Genomic DNA, 20963 nt, shown 5'->3' on the forward strand with positions numbered 1-20963 from the left:
TAAACTTGGGCTACAGCTCCGCCCCCGCCTTCCATTCCCCCCACTTCATCGTGACATTTGCCCCGACATAGGTGAACGGCAACGGCGGCAGGCGCGACGGCTCCCCCTGCGCCATGACATGCTCCACGATATCGCTCTCGACGCCCGAGGCCAGCTCCGCCATCGCCATCCCATGGAGCGTGCCCCGCGCCGTGCCAAGCCCGTTCTGGCAACAGGCCGAGAACAGCCCCTCCTCCACCTCACCCAGCGCCGGCGCGCCGTTCCAGCTCAGGCACAGCCGCCCACCCCAGCGATACTCCATCTCGACACCCGCAAGCTGGGGAAACCGTGCCGCGAGGGCCCTGTCATGCGACCGGCTCATCCGTGCCACGCGCCCTTGGGAGACCTTCAGTGACGGATCATAAGTCACACGGTTGCGCATAATGATCCGCGTGCCGCCCGTGCCGCTGATCTTGCGCACCGTGCTGCCCATCGGGTCCGCCGGGGTCAGTCCCCAGCGTTCCGCGCCAAGCCGGGCATTCTCGCCGTTGGTCAGCGGCCGCGTCATCGAGGCATACAGGAACAGGTGCAACAGGCGTCCCTTGAACTGCCCGAAACTCTCGGCATGACCATTCACCGCCAGGATCACCTTCGGCGCCGTCACCCGGCCCTTCGGAGTCACGGCCACCCAATCGCCGTCGCGCCGCAATTCGGTCACCGGCGACCCCTCGCAAATGCGCACCCGGTTGCTGACCAGGCCCCGCGCCACGCCGCGCACGAACAGCGCCGGCTGGATCATCGCCGTGCCGGGCGTATAGAGCCCGCTGCGATAATACTCCGATCCGGTCATGTCCTGCATGGCGCCAGCATCCATCAACTCATGCGCCTCGCCCATCGCTTCAAGATGCGCGGCATAATCAAGATTGTGCCGATGCCCTTTCCCGCTCGCCGCCGCGTTGGTCTTTCCCGTCTGCTGCCATGCCTCCGCGCCCAACCCGAAGGCCTCCGCCATCTCTCCGGCGAAACCGATGGCCGTCCGGTTCATCCGCGTCTGCCTGACGTCCTTCTCCAGCGCCCCGCCATAATCCTTCGATGACAGGTCATGCGGCAAATCGATCATGAAGCCCGAGTTCCGCCCCGCAGGCCCCTCCCCGATCCGCTTGGCTTCCAAAAGGACGATCTTCGCCTCGGGGTGCAGCTGGCTCAACCGCCGCACGGCCGCCAGCCCCGCGAACCCGCCGCCGATCACCAGCCAATCCGCCGTCATCGCCCCTTCCAGCGGCTTCGCCGGCTCTGCTTCGGGCAGGATCGCGTTCCACCCGGTCACACCCGGATCACAGGGCAACTGGCGCACCTTCATGGCAGGCTCAACTGGGCCATCCGGCCGCCGTCAATGGTCCAGACCTGTCCCGTCACGAAACTCGCCTCGTCGCTTGCCAGCCAGCAGATCAATTGCGCCACTTCCTCGGGTTTGCCCGTCCGCCGCACCGGGTGTATCCCCGCGATCCCGGCGCGAAACGCCGCCGGGTCCGGCATGCTGTCGATGAAACCCTCGTTCAGCGGCGTGTCGATCCACCCCGGCGCCACCGCGTTGCAGCGCACGCCATCCTTGCCGTGGTCCACCGCCACGGACCGTGTCAGCCCGTGTAAACCCGCCTTCGATGCACAATAGGCCGGGTGCCGCGGGTTCGCTCCAAGCCCCTCGACCGAGCCGAGATTGACGATCGCGCCACCGCCCTCGCGCAGCATCGCCATTCCGTGACGGATCAGCAGAAACGGCACCGTCAGGTTCATATGCAACTGGATATCCCAGTCCGCCTTCGACGTTTCCTCGACCGTGCCCTCGCGCATCATCCCGGCATTGTTCACCAGGATGTCGAGCGTACCTGCCTTCTGGGCAACCGCCGCCATCACCCGCTCGGGCACGGAGTCATCGCTGAAATCCGCCGCGATATCCTCGTGCGCCGACCCGCCGCGCTGCGCACAGAACACCCGCGCGCCGCCCTCGGCCAGGATCGCCGCAGTGGCCGCGCCCATGCCGCTCGACCCGCCGGTTACCAGCGCGACCTTGCCTTCGAACCTGCTCATATCACGGCCTTTCCACCATTCACTTCGACCAGCGCCCCGCACATGTACCGCGCCGCGTCCGACGCCAGGAACAGCATCACGTCCACGATCTCTTCCGGGCTTGCGATATGCCCCACAGGCACGCTCGCGTTCAGGTCTTTGATCGCCTGCTCCGGGTCCAGCCCGCGTGCCGCAAAGCCCGTGCGCAGCATCGGTGTGTCCACCTCGTTGGGGCAGACCGCGTTCACGCGTATTCCCTGATGCGCATGATCCCGGCCCAGGCATTGCGTGAGGCTGGCAATCGCCGCCTTGCTCGTCACGTAGACCGGATGGTTCGGTCCCGGCCGCAAACCCCAACAGGAAGACGTGTTCACGATCGCCCCGCCGCCCCGCGCTGCCAGGATCGGGATCGCCGCCCGGCAAATCCGAAACGGCGCCTCCACGTTCACCCCAATGGTCAGGCGCCAGTCGTCATCGCGCGTCGTGGTGATATCGCCGCGCGTGATGACGCCGGCATTGTTGAACACCAAGTCCAGACCGCCCAAGGCATTCTCGACCCGCCCGGGCAATGCATCGCAGAAGGCACCATCCAAAAGGTCGCCATCCAGATGCGCCTCCGCCTCGACGGCAGAACTGTCGCGGTCACTCACCGCAAGTCGTGCGCCCTCCGCCCGGAGCGCCCGCACCAGCGCAGCCCCGATGCCGCCTGCGGCCCCCGTGACCAGCGCGACCTTGCCGTCGAATCGCATCACGCGACCTCGTAACGAACGGGCAACCTCAACGCTCCGGTATTGCCGCTATCCGGCAGCCATTCCGGCGCGCCGTCATAGTCCACCGTCCGAAAAGTCTGCCGCAACGCATCCAGTGCGCATCCCGTGTCCGTCCGCGCCACGAAATGCCCGATGCAGTGATGCGCCCCGCCGCCGAACCCGAAATGCCGCTTGCGCTTGACCGTGATGTCAAAGCCCGGGTCCTCGCAAATCTCCGGATCCCGCGCCGACGCATGGACCAGCAGGTTCAGCACCGTGCCCTTGGGGATCATCATCCCGTCCATCTCGACGTCCTCGACCGCCTCGCGCGTGGACCAGGTGGTCGTCGGCCGCGCGCGGATGAACTCTTCCACCGCGTTCGGGATCAGGCTCTCGTCCTCGCGCAGCATCTGCCACTGCCCGGGGTTCTCGATGAACAGTGACAGGCCAAGCCCCAGCAACGCCCGCGTCGTATCCACACCGCCGAAGATCGAAATCACGATGGTATTCAGCAATTCCTCATGCGTGCAGTCCCCGTTGCGGTCGAACTCCGCCACCATGCGCGCGACGTAACTCTCGCTATCCTCGCCGCGCCGCACCTTGACCACCAGTTGATCGGCCAGTTGAAACAGCGTCTCGCAGGCCGCGTTGAACCGCTCCTGGTATTTCGGGGCCTCGATCCCCATCGCCAGCCCCAGATCCGCGGCATTATGCGCCACCAGCGGCCACGCCTCGCGCTCCATCCCCAGCAGGGTCGTGATCGCCTGCCCCGCGAAGGGCTCGCAAAACGCCGATTGAAACTCGCAGGCGCTCTTCTCGCGCAGATCCGCGCACAAATCCCGCGCGATCTCGTCAAACGCGGGCACCAATGACAGCACATACTCCTCGCTCAGCGCCGGCACCGCCAGCGCGCGCAGCTTCTGATGCGCCTCCCCCTCGCGCCCGATCACCGAATCCCGCCAGAAATCCGCGAACCGCCCTTCGATCCCGACCGTATCCGGCCAGTTATGGCTGCCCTGTCGAAACCGCCGGTCGCGCAGGATCTTGCCCACCTGCCGATACCGCAGCACCGCCAGGCCAAAGGGCGTCTCGGCGCACCAATGGGCCTTGCGCGCCGCGACGACCTCCGCCCCCCGGGTCGAAAACTTCGGGTCTTTCAGGTCCAGATACGGCAGGTTGCCCATGTGCATCACTCCCCGCGCCGCGGCGCGTTCTCAATACTCCTGGTTCAGCGCATCCGCCGCCGGGATCTCGCCTTCCCGCTTTGCAATATACGCCAGCAGCGCCTCGTTCACTCCCTCGTCCAGCTTCGGCTCTTCGTACTCGTTCAGCATCTTGCGCGCATAGGCCTGCGCCCGTGCATTGGCCTCCACGGCGCCCTCGGCCTGCCACTGCTCGATCGAGTTGTTGTCGAACAGATCCGGCATGAAGAACGCCCGCTGGAAATTCGCCAGCGTATGGGGATGGCCAAGGTAATGCCCCCCCGGCCCGATATCGCCCACGGCTGCCACCGCCTCGTCGAAATCGTCCCAGCGGATGCCCTCGGCCATCCGGTAGGCCATCGCGCATTGCTCGGCGTCGATCACGAACTTCGCCATCGAACAATGCATCCCCGCCTCGTTCCAGCCCGCCGCGTGCCACATGTAATTCGTCCCCGCCATCTGCAACGCCATCAGGGTCGTGGCACTCTCGTACCCCGCCTGCGCGTCCAGCGTCTTGGCCCCACCCAAGTTGGTCGAGGACCGCCACGGCACGCCATAAAACCGCGCCATCTGCCCGATCATCATGTTCATAAGACTGATCTCCGGCGTCCCCGCCATCGGCGCGCCCGACTTCATGCTGACCGTCGACAGGTAATGCCCATAGATCGCCGGCGCCCCCTTGCGAATGACCTGTGTATAGGCCAGCGCGCTCAGCGCCTCGGCATTCAACTGCGCCACCGCCGGTGCCACGGACGCCGGCGTATTGGCCCCGCCCAGCACGAACGGGCTGCACAGCACCGGCTGGTTGCGACGGCAGAACGCCCGCATCGCGCCCAGCATCGTCTCGTCCCACACAAGCGGGCTGTTGCCGTTGCAGTTCCCCGTCGCCACCGGATGATCCTCAAGGAAGTCTTCTCCGAACAGGATCGCACACATCTCCATCACGTCCTCGGCGTTCTTGGGGCTGGTCGTCATCCCCATGAACGTCTTGTCCGAATGCTTCATCGACGAATAGGTGATCCGCAAATGCCGCTGGCTGATCGGGTGGTCATAAGGCTCCACGATATGATGCGCGCTGGAATGCAGCGCGGGCGACATCTGCGCCAGCTTGTGGAAGTTCGCCAGGTCGTCCAGCGTCGGGTTCCGCCGCACGTCGTCCAGATCCCGGAGGAACGGCGCGCCCGTCATCGGCACGAAAATCGCATGATCCTTGCCGAAGGGCAGGTTATGCGCCGGGTTCCGCGCGTGATAGGTGAACGTCTCGGGGATCGACTTGATCAACTCCCGCACCAGCCCCCGGTCCAGATGCACCCGGTCGCCGTCGCGCACCTCCGCGCCGACCCGCTTCCAGTCGGCAATCGCGATCTCATCGCGGAACACCACGCCCACGTTTTCGAGGATATCCATGCTCGCAGCGTCAATCCGCTCGATCTCTTCCGCACTCATCGGCTCGGTCAGCGGCAGCCCCCGCTTCAGGCTGGGCAACATCTTCACGTCCCGCATCGCGCGCTGCGCCGTGCGTGCCCCGCGCCCCCGCCTTGCGGACTTCTTTTCCATAACCTCATCCATCGCGTTATTCCTCGTAGGGTGGGTGCCAACCCACCGTTGCTGCGCTGGTGGGTTCACACCCACCCTACCCGACGTTGTCCCCATCCTTGGGATCGCTCAGGTCGACCCAGATCGTTTTCACCTCGGTGAACTGGTCATGCGCATGCACGCCATTGTCCCGCCCGCCAAAGCCTGACTGCTTGTACCCACCAAAGGGCGTGGCGATGTCCCCCTCGCCGTAGCAGTTCACCGTCACCGTCCCCGCCCGGATCTCCCGCGCCGCCCGGATCGCGCGGCGCACGTTCCCGGTAAAGACGGACGCCGCCAGCCCATACGCCGTGTCATTGGCCAATTCGATCGCCTCGGCCTCGCTCGCCACCTCGATCACCGACAGGACCGGGCCAAAGATCTCCTCCTTTGCCCGCTTGTCGTCCTTCTTCACCTCGTACACCGTCGGCTCGATGAAATTGCCCTTTGGCTTGCCGCCCCCGGCCACCGCCTTGCCTTTGAGATAGCCGGCCACCTTCTTGCAATGCTCGGCATCCACCAGCGCGCCCAGATGGTTCGCCGGGTCCAACGGATCGCCGGTCTTCCAGTCGCGCATCCGCGCCACGATCCGCTCCATCAGCGGTGCCTTGACGGCCTTGTGCACGATCACCCGGCTGGCCGCCGAACAGTTCTCACCCATGTTCCAGAACGCCGCGTTCACCACGTGCTCGGCCACGTGATCGAGGTTCTCGGCATCCTCCAGGACAACAGCGGGGTTCTTGCCCCCGCATTCCAGCGTGACCTTCTTCATGTTGCTGTCCGCCGCATAGCGCAGGAACCGCTTGCCGGTCTCGGTCGAGCCGGTAAAGCTCACCATGTCCACGCCCATATGCAGCCCCAAGGGCTCGCCCACGCTCGGCCCATCCCCCGGCAGCACCTGCAACACGCCGCGCGGCACGCCCGCCATATGCGCCACCTCCGCCAGCCGCAACGCGGTCAGCGAGGTCTGCTCGGCGGGCTTCACGATCACCGAGTTTCCGGCGGCCAGCGCCGGCCCGATCTTCCACGCCATCATCAGCAGAGGAAAGTTCCACGGCAACACGCAGGCCACCACGCCCAGCGGCTCCCGCACGATCAGGCTCAGCGCATCGTCGCCCGACGGCCCCACCTGGTCATAGATCTTGTCGATCAGCTCGGCATGCCACTTGATCGTGTGAATGACCTCGGGAATGTCCACGGCCTCACAATCGCGGATGGGCTTGCCGCTATCCAGGCTCTCCATCACCGCGAATTCATGCCGCCGCCGCGTGATCAGTTTGCACAACCGGATCAACACGTCCTTCCGCGCGCCCGGATGCGCCTTTGACCACTCGCCGCGCTCAAACGCCTCCCGCGCCTTTTCCACGGCGAAATCCACGTCCTTCGCATTGGCGGTCGAGATCTTCGCCAGGACCTTCCCCGTCGCGGGGTTCACCGTCTCCATCACCGGCCCCGATCCCTTGCGGAACTTGCCATCGACAAAGGGCGCCTTGGGCAGATCGATCTCGGCGGCAATCGCGCCATACTCGTCCCGTGTCAGAAGCTCGCTCATTTCTTGCCCCCTTCGATCGCGGCAATGGCCGTGTTCATCGTGCGGATCACCTCTTCGAGGCTACGCTTGTCATCCTTGTTCAGCGGCAACAGCGGCTTGCGCGGCGGCCCCGCCGGAATGCCCCGCATCGTCACGCCATGCTTGATGCACTGGATGAACTTGCCGCCCTGCTCCAGCACCCGCATCAGCGGCATCATCGCCGACATGATCGCCCGCCCCTTGGTGAAATCCCCCTCCACCACGCAGGCCCGGTACAGCGCCACATGCGCCTCGGGCGCGAAATTCGACCCGGCGCAAACCCAGCCCTTCGCGCCCCAGGCAAAGAACTCCAGCGCCTGGTCATCCATCCCGCAGAGAAGGCCCAGATGCGGATAGTCCCGCGCGATCAGGTGCAGCCGGTTGATGTCGCCGCTGCTCTCCTTGATGCCGCAGAAATTGGCCGAGCGGCCCAGGCGATCCAAGGTCTCCTCGTCCATGTTCACGCCCATCCGGCCCGGGTAATTGTACAGCATCACCGGCATATCCACCGCCCGGTCGATCGCCAGCGCGTGCAGCGCAATCTCGCGCCCCGTCGGCACCGAATAAGGCGGCGTCGCCACGAGGATCGCATCCGCGCCCACGTCCTTCGCCATTTTCGCGAATTCGATGCTGTCCTCGGTGCGCAACGCGCCCGTGCCCACGACCAGCGGCACACGGCCACGGATCAGCTCATGCGTCTTGGCCGCCAGCCACGCCCGCTCTTTAAAGCTCTGCGCGTAATATTCGCCCGTGGTCCCCGCACTGATGATCCCGGCCACACCACCCGCGATCAACTGCTCCACCACGTCGCCCAACGCGCCCTCGTCCACCGTGAAATCCTCACGATAGGGCGTCACGATGGGCGTCCAGATCCCCTCAAACTGCATCTTCACGATCCTTCATCGGCAAAACGTCAATCGGCAACGGATCCGGGCTCACGAACCGCTCCAGCCGGTCGCGCGACAGGTTCCAGTGCTCGATCGTCAGATCCACCATCAGGCCCGACTCCTGCCGCTCGATGGCCACGATCATCGCGTCATGGTGGTCGCAGGCCTTCACCACCCGCAGCGACTCGTCCGCCGATGCGGGGCGATAGAATGTCTGGCTCAGCCGCGTATGGTCGATCAGCATGCGCTTCAGGCTGGGCAGCAGGTAGGGATTGTGCGCCATCTCCCCCATCGCCAGGTGAAAGCGGTGGTTCTGCAACGCCGCCTTCGCCGCGTCGCCGCTTTGGGTGGCCCGGCGAAACGAGTCCTGGATCTCCTTCAACCCGTCGATCTCGCCTTCGCGTCGGTTCTCCGCCGCCAGCCGCGCGACATTGGCATAGATCATCGGCGCGGTCTGAAAGAACGTCCGCAATACCGGCAGGTCCATCGACGCCACCTTGGCTCCGCGATTCTGCGTGAGGTCCACATACCCCTCACCGCCCAGCCGCTGCAGGATCTCCCGCATCGGCGTGCGCGACATGGCATACCGCTCGCACAGCGTCGCCTCGTCCAGGTCGCTGCCCGGCGCGATATCCTGCGTCAGTATGCGCATCCGCAGGTCTTCCAGGCACTGGGTCTTCTTGTCGGCGGTCAAAACGAATCTCCTTGCTGAATACATAATGTATACATTTTGTATTCATACGTCGATTCAATTCGACATCGCCCGACCGATTGCCCCAAGCCTATCTTTTTCTTGCCAAAAATACTCGCGCGCAGGCCCCCGCCGGCCATACGCGTACCGTCAGGCACAGCGCGTCACGCCGCCCTCACGCCCCCGAGGCCACAAGGCCGAGACAAGCCTGCGCGCGTGAAACGCGCTCAACCTGACTGGATCAGCGCCGTGCGCCCACCGGCGGATCGGCCCGGCTCGCGTCCCAGTCGGGCTCGAACCCCAGAACCTCGGTCGCCGGCGGCAGGGCCGGGTTGAACAGGACGTTATGCGCCATCGTCGACTGGTGCAGCAGGTTGTGCGGCGCCAACCGCCAGACCTTGCAAGCCAGCTCGAACTCCTGCCCGTAAGCCGCGAAGCGCAGCGTCGCATGCCCCGCCTCATGCAGCGCCTTGGCGCCTTCGCTGCCCGGTGGGAACGTCGCGGTCAGGATATCAGAAAATTCCTTGGCCTTCTGGTAATATGTCGCCGACAGGAATTGCAGCGCGGTCTGCCGCCGCTGCGCCGGGTCGTTGGTCTTGGCCGCCATGTGCTGCAACTCGGGCGTCACCGAATACCCCGGCGCCTTGTTCAACAGCGTGATCACAACGCCCATCGGCTGATCATGCCCCTCTGGCGTGACTTCCGGCATGATCGCATCATCCGGCCGCCCGTCATTGTTGCGCATCGCCAGCTGCCGCACGTGGCACTGCCACTTCAGGAACCCCAGCCGCAGCGGGTTGTCGGAATAGCTTTGCCCCAGTTGGGCCGCCAAAGATGTCATGCCACGCTCCTCTCGGGGTCTGGCGTTTCCATGTCGAACTCCCGGTCGCTGGTCAGGCTCGGCACCCGGCCCGCGGCCTTTTCCACGTCATCCAGGTCGATCTCCGCCTGAACCACGCCCGGCTCCGTGCCGCCCTCGGCCAGCACCTCGCCCCAGGGTCCGACGATCAGCGAATGACCGAAACATTCGCCCCCACCCGGCACCGGACCGATGGCACACGGCGACACCACGAACCGCGTAGTCTCGATCGCCCGCGCCCGGTTTAGCACATGCCAATGCGCCTCGCCCGTCTTCCTGGTAAAGGCCGCGGGGCAAATCAGCATCTCCGCCCCTGCCTGCGCCAGGCCGCGCCACAGCATCGGAAACCGCAGATCGTAACAGATCGTGTGCCCGATCCGCCCGAACGGCGTGTCGTGAATGACCGCGCGACTGCCCGGCGCCACCCGCTCGCTCTCGCGGTACACTTCCGTCTCGCTCAGCTGGATGTCGAACATGTGGATCTTGTCATACCGTCCGCGGATCACGCCGGAATCGTCCAGCATGATCCCGCGATTGATGATCCGCCCATCCGGGCCATCGACGGCGATGGACCCGAGGTTCATCCACACCCCCGCCGCCCGCGCAAAGGCCTGCGCCTCGCGCAGGAACGGTTGCTCGTCCTCCGGGGCAGAGGGCGCCGCCACAGCCGCACCCTCCGTTTTCAACCCACCGCAATATTCCGGCAGGAAAAGAACCTGCGCCCCGTCGGCCACCGCCTGTTCGGCCAAAGGCCGCGCTTCCGCCCAGGCCGATGCGAAATCGGGCATGGGCCGCGTCTGCAGGCAGGCGATGTTGATCGGGCGCGTCATGTCTGGTCCTTTCAAAGTTCCTTCAGAACTTCATATAGGCCTTGCGCAGGTTCACCAAAGGGTGCCGATCCGACATCTGGAACTTGATCAGGAGTTCCCGCGCGATCATGTCCCGGTCCTGCTGGTTGTCGGGCAGCTCGATCGTGTCAGGCACCCGCACCCAGCCGTTGTTGTTGCGGTCGAACACCGCCGGCGAGCCTTCCTCGTAACCCATGTGCACGTCTTCCAGCCAGTTGAGGTCGTCCCAGCCCATGGTCTCGATGTACTTTTCCAGGAACGGCGTGATCCGGTCATAATCCGGCACGAGGTTCACGTCATAGCGATAGCCGATATGCTGGCCGATTTCCTTTTCCCGCTCCGAGCCGAGCCCGTCCTTGTCCTTCAGGAACTGGTCGACATCGGTAATCTCCGAGCCGCGATATTGTGTTCCAGCCATTGTTTTCCCTCCTTATCGGGAGGTGGGGTAAACCCCACCCTACGCCGTACACGTAGGGTGGGTTTCCAACCCACCGTTTAGAAATGGTGATAATCCTCGACGCCAACCGTATGGCCGGTGCCTGCCAGCGGAACCCCCGCCATGGCCGAGGCCTCCATCGTCAACGCGGCCAGGTCCTCCGGCTCCAGCGAGTGCAGGTAGGTCTTGCCGCACGCCCGTGCGAACAACTGCGCCTCGATGGTCAGCGTGTGCAGGAAGTTGTACACGCGCTCCGCCGCCTCGTCCGGGTCCAGCCGCTCGCGCAGCTTGGGATCCTGCGTCGCCACGCCCACCGGGCAGCGCCCCGTGTGACAGTGATAGCAATAGCCCGGCTCGGCCCCGATTTCCTCGGGATAATTGGCCTCGGGGATGTCCTTGTTGCAGTTCAGCGCCATCATGGCCGAGTGACCGATCGCGATGGCATCCGCGCCCAGCGCGATGGCCTTGGCCACGTCCGCGCCGTTCCGGATCCCGCCCGCGTAGACCAGGCTGATCTCGCCGCGCTTGCCAAGGCTGTCGATGGCTTTCCGCGCCTGACGGATCGCCGCCATGCCCGGCACACCGGTATCTTCCGTGGCCAGGTGCGGGCCCGCGCCCGTGCCACCTTCCATCCCGTCGATATAGATCGAATCCGGGTCGCACTTCACCGCCATCCGCACGTCGTCGAACACGCGGGAGGCCCCCAGCTTCAGCTGGATCGGGATCTGCCAGTCGGTCGCCTCGCGGATCTCCTGGATCTTCAGCGCCAGGTCGTCCGGGCCCAGCCAGTCGGGGTGCCGCGCCGGCGAGCGTTGGTCGATCCCCGCGGGCAGCGACCGCATCTCGGCCACCTGGTCGGTCACTTTCTGACCCATCAGGTGCCCGCCCAGACCCACCTTGCAGCCCTGCCCGATGAAGAATTCACAGCCATCGGCCAGAACAAGGTGGTTGGGGTTGAAGCCATAGCGCGACTGGATGCACTGGTAGAACCACTTCGAGCTATAGCGCCGCTCGTCGGGGATCATGCCCCCCTCGCCCGAACAGGTCGCCGTGCCCGCCATCGTGGCGCCCCGCGCCAGCGCGGTCTTCGCCTCGTAGGACAATGCGCCGAACGACATGCCCGTGATATAGACTGGGATATCCAGCTCCAGCGGCACCTTGGCGCGCGGACCGATCACTGTCTTGGTCTCGCATTTCTCGCGATACCCTTCGATCACGAACCGCGTCAGCGTGCCGGGCAAAAAGGTCAGGTCATCCCAGTGCGGGATTTTCTTGAACAGCGAGAACCCCCGCATCCGGTACCGGCCAAGCTCGGACTTGATGTGGATGTCATCCATCACACGCGGCGGGAAGATGAAGCTGTCACCGATGCGGTTTACATCGCGGTCCAGCTGTTTTTTCTGCGGCAGATCACCATCAGCCATGATTGTCTCCTTCGTGCATGGTGAGGTGGGTTGCAAACCCACCCTACACGTCCGGCGTAGGGTGGGGTTTCACCCCACCATTACAAAATCAGTTTCTTCTCGGACGGCTCGAGGTTGTCGTAGTTCCACAGCATCTTGCCGGCGACGACCTTGGTGAAGTGATCCACCCCCTTGTCGGGCATCAGGCCGTATTGCGTCAGCTTCCGTGTCAGCCACTTCTTGTCGAGCTCGGTCAACTCCGCCTCGACAGCATCCACGCCCAGGCTCTTGATGTCGCCGCCCACGTAGATCGTGCCGTCATACATCGAGTCGCCCAGGTTCTTGCCCGCGTTGCCGCAGACCACCATCCGGCCCCGCTGCATCATGAAGCCACTCAGCGCGCCGGTATCGCCACCGACGATGATCGTTCCGCCCTTCTGGTCGATCCCCGTGCGCGAGCCCACCGAGCCCCGGCACACAAGGTCGCCGCCCCGGATGGCCGCGCCAAAGGTCGAGCCTGCGTTCTTCTCGATCATGATCGTCCCGGACATCATGTTCTCGCCACAGGACCAGCCCACACGTCCGCTGATGCGCACGTTCGGCCCGTCGATCAGGCCGACGGAAAAGTACCCGGTCGAGCCTTCGATGATCAGGTTCAGCTTGCTCAGGATCCCCACGCCAAGGCTGTGCATGCCCCGCGGGTTCTGCAGCACGATCGTGCCGTAACCTTCCTTCATCAACTCGCGGATGTTCGAGTTCACTTCCGTCACGGTCTTGCCGTCACAGTCGATCTCGGTCCGCTTGTTGAAGTCCACGTCGGGCGCCCACGGATAGGTGAAACGCTCCTCGGCATCCGGGTCGAACTCGACGTAAAGCGACTTGCCCGTCAGCTGTTCGGTCCGCATGCCCAGCGCGGTCACCCGCTCTTCCTGGGTCATCTTCTTCAGTTCTGCGTCGCTTACGCTTGCCATACCCGGACCTCCTCATCGTAGGGATCTGTCGTGTCGATTTCCTGCGGAAGGATCGCGCGGATCGCCACCTCTTCGCTCGCCATGGCGATCAGGTCGTCGGATTCGTAAAGAACCAGCGGTTTCGCCGCCATCGTGTCCTTCGCCATGCCCAGCTGATCCTTGGTGGCCACAAGATAGGTGAACACCCCGTCGATCTCCTCGATCGACTTGCGCAGGGACTCTTCCAGCGTGATGCCGTTGGCCAGGTTGTGCGCGGTATAGACCGCCAGCAGTTCGCTGTCGCAGTTCGACATGAACCGGTGGCCTTTGCGCTCCATCTCGCGGCGCATGATCCAGTAGTTGGTGATCTGGCCGTTATGCACCACGCTCACGTCGTTATAGGGAAACGCCCAGTAGGGGTGTGCCGACTTGATGTCGACGTCCGATTCCGTGGCCATCCGCGTATGCCCGATGGCATGCGTGCCCTTGAAATCGTTGAGGCCGTACGCCTTCGACACCACCGACGCATCGCCCAGATCCTTGATCAGCTCCAGGCCGTTGCCCATCGACAGGATCTCGATCCCATCGGTTTCCTCGATATGCTCGGCCATCTCGCCGACATTGTCGGCCCCGCTGAACACGTAGCGCAGCGCGTATTCCAAGGGCGCTTCCTTGGACTTGATCTTGGCGCCATGCTCTTCCATCACCTGTTCGACATAGGCGATACGGTCCTCGATCACCTTGTGAACGCCACGGCCCTTTTCCATGTCCTCGGCCTCGGCCACCTTCAGGCGCATGATGTAATCGCCCTCGGTCGGTTCACCGTATACCGCGTAGCCGGTGCTGTCCGGCCCACGGTGCTTGAGCGCCAGCAGCATCGAGGTCATCTCCGACCCCACGTCGCTGCTCTTGCCCTTGTAGATTAGTCCAGCAATTCCACACATCTGGAAACGCCTCCTCTGGGTTGCATAGTCGTTAGATCGGCGGCGGGCTCCTCAACCCGCCGCCAGACGCATGGGATGCCTCAGGGCAGGCATTCCATGTACGTGTCCTTGTCCCAATCCGTCACGGTGGACATGAACCGGGCATATTCGTCGTGCTTGTACTCGTCGAACAGGCGGTACATCTCGCCGGGCATCCCGCGCTGCACCACTTCGTCCTTCTTGAGGAAGTCCAGCGCCTCGCCAAGCGACATCGGCAGCTTCTTCACCTGCTTGCCGGCCTCGATCGCGGCGTAGATGTTGCGCTCCTCCGGCTCGCCCGGATCCAACTTGTTGTCGATGCCGTCGTCCATCGCCGCCAGCAGGGTCGTGCCCATCAGGTACGGGTTCACCATGCTGTCGACCGAGCGGTACTCGAACCGTCCCGGCGCCGAAACGCGTAGGCCCGTCGTGCGGTTCTGGAACCCCCAGTCGGCAAAGACCGGCGCCCAGAAACCCGTGTCCCACAGACGACGGTAGGAGTTCACCGTCGAACAGCCCACGGCGGTCAGCGCCTGCAGGTGATGCACCACGCCGCCGATCGCCTCCAGGCCTTCCTTGCCGGGCATCTGCGGGTCGTCGTCATCGGGCATGAACGTGTTGTCGCCGCCCTTGACGTACATGTAGTTCTCTTTCATGCCCGGCAGATCCTTGGGATCGTTGCCGCACTTGACGAACTCGTCCTCGCCGCCGCGCCACAGGCTCATGTTGTGGTGACAGCCGCTCGCCGACACGCCCATGAACGGCTTCGTCATGAAGCAGGCGAAAATCCCGTTCTCGCGCGCCACCTGCGCACAGATCTGGCGATACGTGGTCAGACGGTCCGCATTGCGCAGCACGTCGTCGAACATCCAGTTCAGCTCCAGCTGGCCGGGTGCGTCCTCGTGGTCGCCCTGGATCATGTCCAAGCCCATCATGCGGGCATACTTGATCACCTGCATCGACACCGGGCGCAGGCTTTCGAACTGGTCGATGTGATAGCAATAGGGCTTGGAATAGCCGTCGCGCGGCTTGCCGTTCTCGTCGAACTTCAGCCACATCATCTCGGGTTCGGTCCCGATCCGCAGGCTCCGGCCATGCTTCTTTTTGAAGTCTTCGTGCATCCGGCGCAGGTTGCCCCGGCAATCGCTGGTCAGGAACCCACCCGGATTTTCCTTTTCCTCGCGGTTGCGGAACAGCGTGCAGTAGAAGCGGCCGATCGTCGGCGCCCAGGGCAACTGCATGAAGGTTTCAGGTTCCGGAATGCCCACCAGCTCGGCCGCTTCCGGGCCATAGCCCAGGTACTCGCCCGCGCGGTTGGTGAACAGGTTCACCGTGGCGCCATAGACCAGCTGAAAGCCCTTCTTCGCGACGGTTTCCCAGTGATCGGCAGGAATGCCCTTGCCCATGATCTTGCCGGTCACCGACACGAATTGCAGATAAAGGTACTCGATGCCTTTCGCATCGATCATCTTGCGGACTTCTTTGATTTTCTCGTCGCGCCCGGGGGCCTCGACAAATTTCTCAAGATCCATTTCAGCCACGGTTTAGCTCCCTGATGTTGCGCCGCCTTGCTTGTGTCTGGACCCAAGAAGCGGCTGGTATTTTAGGTGGCATGAGCAGGCATCGCGATGCCGCCCAGCACCTTCACGATTCCGAGGCTCAATCCAAAAGTCAACCGAATTTGATCCAAACATGCAGATTCTGCTGGAAATAGCCGCTATATGGTATATAATTGGTCCAGTTAACGGAGGAATCACAGTGAGCGACGCACAAAGAATGGGCGCGGCGGATATCGCCGGCCTCATCCGGCGCGAAATATCCAAGGGCACGCTGCAACAGCATGACCGCCTGCCACCCGAACGGGTGCTGTCCGAGACATACGGCGCCGCCCGCGGCACCGTGCGCAAGGCGCTCATGCAATTGGAATCCGAAGGTTTTGTCGAGATCCGGCCAGGCAGCGGCACCTATGTCATGCACAAGACCGAGACAGCCGCGGCCAGCGCCATCGACAACGCTACACCCCTGGAATTGATGGATGCCCGATTCGCGCTCGAGCCGCACAGCTGCCGCCTGTCGGTCCTGCACGGCCGCCACGCCGATTTCGACCGGATGGAAGAGCTCTGCGAGCAGATGGAGGCCAGCGTCGACGACCCCGCCGCGTTTTCCGAGGCCGATACGCAGTTTCACCGCGCCATCGCCGACAGCACCCGCAACGGTCTCCTAGTGTGGATCCTTACCCAGATCGGCAGCGTCCGCGGCCAGGACGACTGGACCCGCATGCGCCGCCTGACGCTGGATGAGCCGACCATCAACACCTACAACCGGCAACACCGCCAGATTCTCGAGGCCCTGCGCGCCCGCGAACCCGAACGCGCCGCGACCATCATGAAGGAACACCTGGAAACCGCCCGCCTGTCCCTCACCCGCGCCTCCGAGACGTGAAGCCGTCCCGGGCCTGACCCAGGACCTCTTGACGCGAAGGGACTGCCCACCGCTACCCGCGTAGGGTGGGTGAAACCCCACGCGCCGCGACGCCCGCTACTTCTTGTAAAGCCGCGCCATCTCGTCCCCGAAGAGCCGGTCGAACTCCTCCGGCGGCAACCACCCCACCGGCGCATCCTCCAGCTCCTGCCCCAGGAACAGCTTGACCGCCGCCACCGCGTGCCAGCTCTGGCTGCCCGCCGCGTGATAGGGCCGCATCGGCACGTAGGTCCCATCCTTCAAGAGCAAATGTGGCCGGTCGATCCCGCTATCCGTGCCCTGGGCGCCCACCGTGCCGATCACGGCGGTTTCGACGTCGCTCAACCGCCACTCCCATTCCTTGGCACCCTTGCGGTCCGTCACCGTCAGATGCACCCGGTCCGCCGCCCGGTCGAAGACCAGCACAGACCGCATCTTGCTGCGCTTCCAGTAGACCACCATCCCGACGATCAGCACCGCTCCCGGCAACAGCAACTCGGGAAACCCCTCCCACGCCATGAAGAGGCTCATGCCGGCCACGAACACGCCAGCCAGCGTCAGGCCCAGCTTCTTGTCCTTCTGGTCATCCACCAGGGTCAGGGTGGTGTCGGTCTTGTCCTCGATCCGCATCCATCGACGATGCCCCGCGTCCCGAGTTCCGTCAATCCTGCACGTAGGGTGGGTGACAACCCACGCTTACCACCGCACGCCGCATTAACGACCCGATCTGCCGACGCCCCCACCGCCGCGATACCACCCGGATACCGACGCGATACCGACGTCCCAAATCAGCCAAACAAGGCCGTTAACCTTTTTACTCGCGCCAGTCGAAAAATCCCGGCCCCGCGCGCTCCAGCAATCCGCGCGCCAGCGCGTCGCCCAGCTTGGCCCCGTCCTCGACCGGCGCCTCGCCCTCGTCGCTGAGGCTCTCGCTGCCATCGGGCCGCAGCACTTCGCCGCGCAGCCGGATCGTGTCGCCCTGCAACTCCGCCAGCCCGGCAATCGGCGTCTCGCACGACCCGTCCAGCGCCGCAAGAAACGCCCGTTCCGCCGCCAGCCGCTTGCCCGTCTCGACGTCATGGATCGCCGCCAGCATCTCGGCCGCGCGGCTGTCATCCGCACGCCGCTCGATCCCGATGGCCCCCTGCGCCACGGCGGGCAGCATGTCCTCGGTATCCACCGCACCGACCGCCACCTCGGGCTGCCCAAGACGGTTCAGCCCGGCCATGGCGAGAAACGTGCATTCCGCCACGCCGTCATCCAGTTTCTTCAATCTTGTCTGAACGTTACCGCGAAACTCCACCACCTCAAGATGCGGAAATTTCACCAGCACCTGCGCCTTGCGCCGCAGGCTCGACGTGCCCACCTTGGCGCCCTCGGGCAGCCCCGCCAGCCCCTCGTAGCGCGGCGACACGAACGCATCGCGCACATCCTCGCGCGGCAGGTAGGTGTCCAGCATCAGCCCCTCGGGCTGCAACACAGGCATGTCCTTCATCGAGTGAACGGCGAGGTCGATCTCGCCCGACAGCATCGCCTCCTCGATCTCGCGGGTGAACAGCCCCTTGCCGCCGATCTCTTTCAGCGGCCGGTCGATCACCCGGTCGCCGGTTGTCTTGATGACGACGATCTGGAACGCCTCGTGCGGCAGGTCAAAGGCGTCGGCCAGACGGTCGCGCGTCTCGTTCGCCTGCGCCAGCGCAAGCGGGGAACCTCGTGTACCGATCTTCAACGGCGCGGCGGGGGTGGGCATGGTCACAGTCATGCAGACGGTCTAGACGTGTAAATCTGGGCTGACAAGTTTTGGTTGACTTTCCAAGGCTCAAAGGGGACCAAACTCGCAAAAGGGAGACCGGACATGGCGTCACAAAAAACCATCCTCAAGGCCCTCGCCGGCGAGACGCAGGCAACGCCGCCGATCTGGATGATGCGCCAGGCCGGGCGGTATCTACCCGAGTATCGCGCGACGCGCGAACAGGCTGGGGATTTCCTGTCGCTCTGCTACAACCCCGACCTCGCAACCGAGGTCACGCTGCAACCGATCCGCCGCTACGGCTTTGACGGGGCGATCCTTTTTGCCGATATCCTCTTGGTCCCACAGGCCCTCGGCGCCGATCTGTGGTTCGTCACCGGCGAGGGCCCACGCCTGTCGACCATCACCCAGCAGGCCGATTTCGACAAGCTCGGCCCAGCGGACGAGGTGCACGAGACGCTCAACCCGATCTACCAGACCGTCCGCAATCTCTCCGGCGCCCTGCCGCCCGAGACCACGCTCATCGGCTTCGCCGGCGCGCCCTGGACCGTCGCCACCTACATGATCGCCGGCCGCGGCACGCCCGACCAGGGCCCCGCCCACGCGCTCAAATCCGAAAACCGCCCCCTGTTCGAGGCGCTGATGCAGCGCATCACAGAGGCCACGACCCATTACCTGTCGGCCCAGATCGACGCCGGCGCCGAGGTGGTCAAGGTCTTCGACAGCTGGGCCGGATCGCTCAAGGGCCAAGACTTCGAAGATTTCGCCGTGGCGCCGACCAAGCGCATCATCTCCGCGCTCAAGGAAAAGCACCCCGGCATCCCGGTCATCGCGTTCCCGCGCGAGGCCGGCGACGGCTATATCGGTTTCCATGAAAAGACCGGCGCCGATTGCGTGGCTATCGACAATTCGGTCAGCCCCGAATGGGCCGCGGAACACGTGCAAAAGGACGGCTGCGTGCAGGGCAACCTCGCCTCGTCGCACATGGTCACCGGCGGCGACGCCCTGGTGCGCGAGACGCGCCAAGTGGTCGAGGCGTTCCGCGGCGGCCCGCACATCTTCAACCTCGGGCACGGCATCACGCCCGACGCCGACCCCGACAACGTGCAACTGATGATCGATACGGTCCGCAGCACCTGACCGCGCCTTTCATCGTTCCAAAATACTCAAAGAAAACCCGCCCGACGCACACGCACCGGGCGGCTCTGGCGTGGCTCAGTCCAGCCCCATGCAATTCGCGTAATAGGTCACCGTCGCGGGCCAGTCGCTGAACACACCGACCACGCCGACCTTGTCATGCAGCGCCTGCAGCATGGTGAAATAATCCGCATCGGTGTCGATCGTGTCCGCCACCGACTGGAAGTACCAACCGCCACCGCCGGTCAGCGGGCCAGAGCGTTCCAGCGTCCAGGTGATGATGTTCAGCCCGGCCTCGCTGGCCGCCGTGGCATAGGGAGACGGCACGATCTCGTCGCCCTCCAGCGTCACCAGCATCCACATCGGCGGCGCGATGTAATTGACGCCCTGATCCGCCAGTTCCTGCATCGACGGCTCGAACGTCGCCGGGTCCATGTAGTCGAACCCCTCCATGTCATACCGGCCGTCCAGGTACACCGCCTGCGCACCGAACTCCGGCTCGTTCTCGATCCAGTAAAGCACATCGTCCAGGTTGAAACTTTGCGGCCAAACGTCCGAGGCCGGCACGCCCGCCGCCTTGTACTCGTCGATCATCTTCTGCGCATAATCCTCCTGGCTGAACCCGTCATGCGGCATCTCCACCGCCGGGCTCTTCAGCTCGGGCGTGAATTTCGCGCCCAGGTCTCGGAACAGCGCGATCGACTCGGCATGGGTCATCAGCGTTCCGCCCGCGACCGCGTAAAGATCGGTGCGCCAACTGGCGGTGCCGTCCATGTACCCCTCGACCGTCGTGGCCGACGTGTCCGCCGCATCCATCTTGCCGGTCAGCGTGCGAAACTCGGCCAGCGTGACTTCCGAGGCCCGGCATTCCGCCGTCGCGTCCGTCTCGCCATCGGCGGGGCTGAACGGGGTCACGCAAGTCCCCGCCAGGTCCGACGCCAGGATATCGGTCGTCGTGTGCAGATCGTTCTGCGCGTGGCGGCAGACCAGTTCATGATCCTTGGTGAAGGTCACGTCGCACTCCAGGATGCCCGCACCCATCCGCGCCGCTGCCTTGTTGGATTCAACCGTATGTTCCGGAAAGAGCAGCGGCGCCCCCCGGTGTCCGATAGAAAAATCCGACCGCGCCGGCGTCTGGCCCATGCACCCGGCCAGCTTCTCCTTCAACGGTCCTTCGGCCATCCGGTCGATCAGGTAGCCCGGGCGCGGCCCGTACCCGACCTCTTCGGCGGCCAGCGGCGTCGCCAACCCGGCAATGGCAATAGGCAACGCGGCGAATGTGAAACGGATCATTCTCGATCTCCCATGACGTGTTTTCATCGCCCGGGAGTATCCCTGCTCTTCCAAAAAGATCGTGACGGTTTCGCAAAACCTTTGTGACGCGCCGGCGCAGTTCCGACATTCCCGATGTCGCATTCCGTCGAGCAAATCGCGGCTC

The 20963-nt window shown here is 64.3% G+C and carries 20 protein-coding genes; 2 read left to right on the top strand and 18 right to left on the bottom strand.

Annotated elements, in window-relative coordinates; all coding sequences use genetic code 11:
* Window positions 1–10 precede the first annotated feature (10 nt).
* From PVV74_RS16255 to PVV74_RS16325, 15 genes are all read right to left on the bottom strand, one after another.
* Window positions 11–1339 (bottom strand): NAD(P)/FAD-dependent oxidoreductase, encoded by a 1329-nt coding sequence (locus PVV74_RS16255; RefSeq protein WP_274593944.1) that lies wholly within the window; start codon window positions 1337–1339, stop codon window positions 11–13.
* Complete coding sequence (locus tag PVV74_RS16260; RefSeq protein ID WP_274593945.1) at window positions 1336–2067, bottom strand: SDR family NAD(P)-dependent oxidoreductase; 732 nt, start codon at window positions 2065–2067, stop codon at window positions 1336–1338. Before PVV74_RS16260 ends, PVV74_RS16255 begins: the two co-directional genes overlap by 4 nt.
* A complete protein-coding gene (locus tag PVV74_RS16265; protein WP_103764732.1) occupies window positions 2064–2795 on the bottom strand; it encodes an SDR family NAD(P)-dependent oxidoreductase in 732 nt (243 codons plus the stop codon). Before PVV74_RS16265 ends, PVV74_RS16260 begins: the two co-directional genes overlap by 4 nt.
* Complete coding sequence (locus PVV74_RS16270; protein ID WP_274593946.1) at window positions 2795–3979, bottom strand: cytochrome P450; 1185 nt, start codon at window positions 3977–3979, stop codon at window positions 2795–2797. The genes PVV74_RS16265 and PVV74_RS16270 overlap by 1 nt, the downstream gene beginning before the upstream one ends.
* 30 nt (window positions 3980–4009) lie before the next feature.
* Entirely contained in the window at window positions 4010–5566 is a 1557-nt protein-coding gene (locus tag PVV74_RS16275) for a trimethylamine methyltransferase family protein (RefSeq protein ID WP_274593947.1), read from the bottom strand.
* A 64-nt stretch (window positions 5567–5630) separates the two neighbouring features.
* On the bottom strand, window positions 5631–7124 hold the full coding sequence (locus PVV74_RS16280; protein ID WP_274593948.1) for an aldehyde dehydrogenase: 1494 nt from the start codon (window positions 7122–7124) through the stop codon (window positions 5631–5633).
* Window positions 7121–8029: a dihydrodipicolinate synthase family protein gene (locus tag PVV74_RS16285; RefSeq protein ID WP_274593949.1), complete on the bottom strand. Its 909-nt coding sequence runs from the start codon at window positions 8027–8029 to the stop codon at window positions 7121–7123. The genes PVV74_RS16280 and PVV74_RS16285 overlap by 4 nt, the downstream gene beginning before the upstream one ends.
* Complete coding sequence (locus PVV74_RS16290; RefSeq protein ID WP_245890565.1) at window positions 8019–8723, bottom strand: GntR family transcriptional regulator; 705 nt, start codon at window positions 8721–8723, stop codon at window positions 8019–8021. The genes PVV74_RS16285 and PVV74_RS16290 overlap by 11 nt, the downstream gene beginning before the upstream one ends.
* Window positions 8724–8961: 238 nt before the next feature.
* The gene (locus PVV74_RS16295; RefSeq protein WP_274593950.1) at window positions 8962–9561 is read right to left on the bottom strand and encodes a hypothetical protein; all 600 of its coding nucleotides are present in this window, start codon (window positions 9559–9561) and stop codon (window positions 8962–8964) included.
* Entirely contained in the window at window positions 9558–10409 is an 852-nt protein-coding gene (locus tag PVV74_RS16300; RefSeq protein ID WP_274593951.1) for a carbon-nitrogen hydrolase family protein, read from the bottom strand. Before PVV74_RS16300 ends, PVV74_RS16295 begins: the two co-directional genes overlap by 4 nt.
* Window positions 10410–10431: 22 nt before the next feature.
* Entirely contained in the window at window positions 10432–10845 is a 414-nt protein-coding gene (locus PVV74_RS16305; protein ID WP_103764724.1) for a hypothetical protein, read from the bottom strand.
* Window positions 10846–10922: 77 nt separating this feature from the next.
* Window positions 10923–12287 (bottom strand): FMN-binding glutamate synthase family protein, encoded by a 1365-nt coding sequence (locus PVV74_RS16310; RefSeq protein ID WP_103764723.1) that lies wholly within the window; start codon window positions 12285–12287, stop codon window positions 10923–10925.
* Window positions 12288–12367: 80 nt separating this feature from the next.
* Complete coding sequence (locus tag PVV74_RS16315) at window positions 12368–13237, bottom strand: GXGXG motif-containing protein (RefSeq protein WP_103764722.1); 870 nt, start codon at window positions 13235–13237, stop codon at window positions 12368–12370.
* The gene (locus PVV74_RS16320) at window positions 13225–14160 is read right to left on the bottom strand and encodes a glutamine amidotransferase (protein ID WP_103764721.1); all 936 of its coding nucleotides are present in this window, start codon (window positions 14158–14160) and stop codon (window positions 13225–13227) included. The genes PVV74_RS16315 and PVV74_RS16320 overlap by 13 nt, the downstream gene beginning before the upstream one ends.
* Before the next feature lie 80 nt (window positions 14161–14240).
* On the bottom strand, window positions 14241–15710 hold the full coding sequence (locus PVV74_RS16325) for a glutamine synthetase family protein (protein ID WP_170067267.1): 1470 nt from the start codon (window positions 15708–15710) through the stop codon (window positions 14241–14243).
* 226 nt (window positions 15711–15936) lie between these two features.
* Between PVV74_RS16325 and PVV74_RS16330 the strand changes: the two genes are divergently transcribed.
* The gene (locus PVV74_RS16330; protein ID WP_245890564.1) at window positions 15937–16620 is read left to right on the top strand and encodes a FadR/GntR family transcriptional regulator; all 684 of its coding nucleotides are present in this window, start codon (window positions 15937–15939) and stop codon (window positions 16618–16620) included.
* A gap of 96 nt (window positions 16621–16716) precedes the next feature.
* Here PVV74_RS16330 and PVV74_RS16335 read toward each other — a convergent pair whose 3' ends face one another.
* Together PVV74_RS16335 and hemC are read right to left on the bottom strand one after the other, a co-directional pair.
* On the bottom strand, window positions 16717–17268 hold the full coding sequence (locus tag PVV74_RS16335) for a hypothetical protein (RefSeq protein WP_103764718.1): 552 nt from the start codon (window positions 17266–17268) through the stop codon (window positions 16717–16719).
* Window positions 17269–17452: 184 nt separating this feature from the next.
* Entirely contained in the window at window positions 17453–18400 is a 948-nt protein-coding gene (gene hemC / locus PVV74_RS16340) for a hydroxymethylbilane synthase (RefSeq protein ID WP_274593952.1), read from the bottom strand.
* Window positions 18401–18493: 93 nt separating this feature from the next.
* On the opposite strand from hemC, the gene hemE reads away from it, so the two are divergent.
* On the top strand, window positions 18494–19528 hold the full coding sequence (gene hemE / locus PVV74_RS16345) for a uroporphyrinogen decarboxylase (RefSeq protein WP_274593953.1): 1035 nt from the start codon (window positions 18494–18496) through the stop codon (window positions 19526–19528).
* Window positions 19529–19603: 75 nt separating this feature from the next.
* Here hemE and PVV74_RS16350 read toward each other — a convergent pair whose 3' ends face one another.
* A complete protein-coding gene (locus tag PVV74_RS16350; RefSeq protein ID WP_274593954.1) occupies window positions 19604–20818 on the bottom strand; it encodes a glycerophosphodiester phosphodiesterase family protein in 1215 nt (404 codons plus the stop codon).
* Window positions 20819–20963: the final 145 nt, after the last annotated feature.

The organism is Roseovarius sp. SK2 (genome assembly GCF_028807495.1).
In the GTDB taxonomy this organism is placed as follows: Bacteria; Pseudomonadota; Alphaproteobacteria; order Rhodobacterales; family Rhodobacteraceae; genus Roseovarius; species Roseovarius confluentis.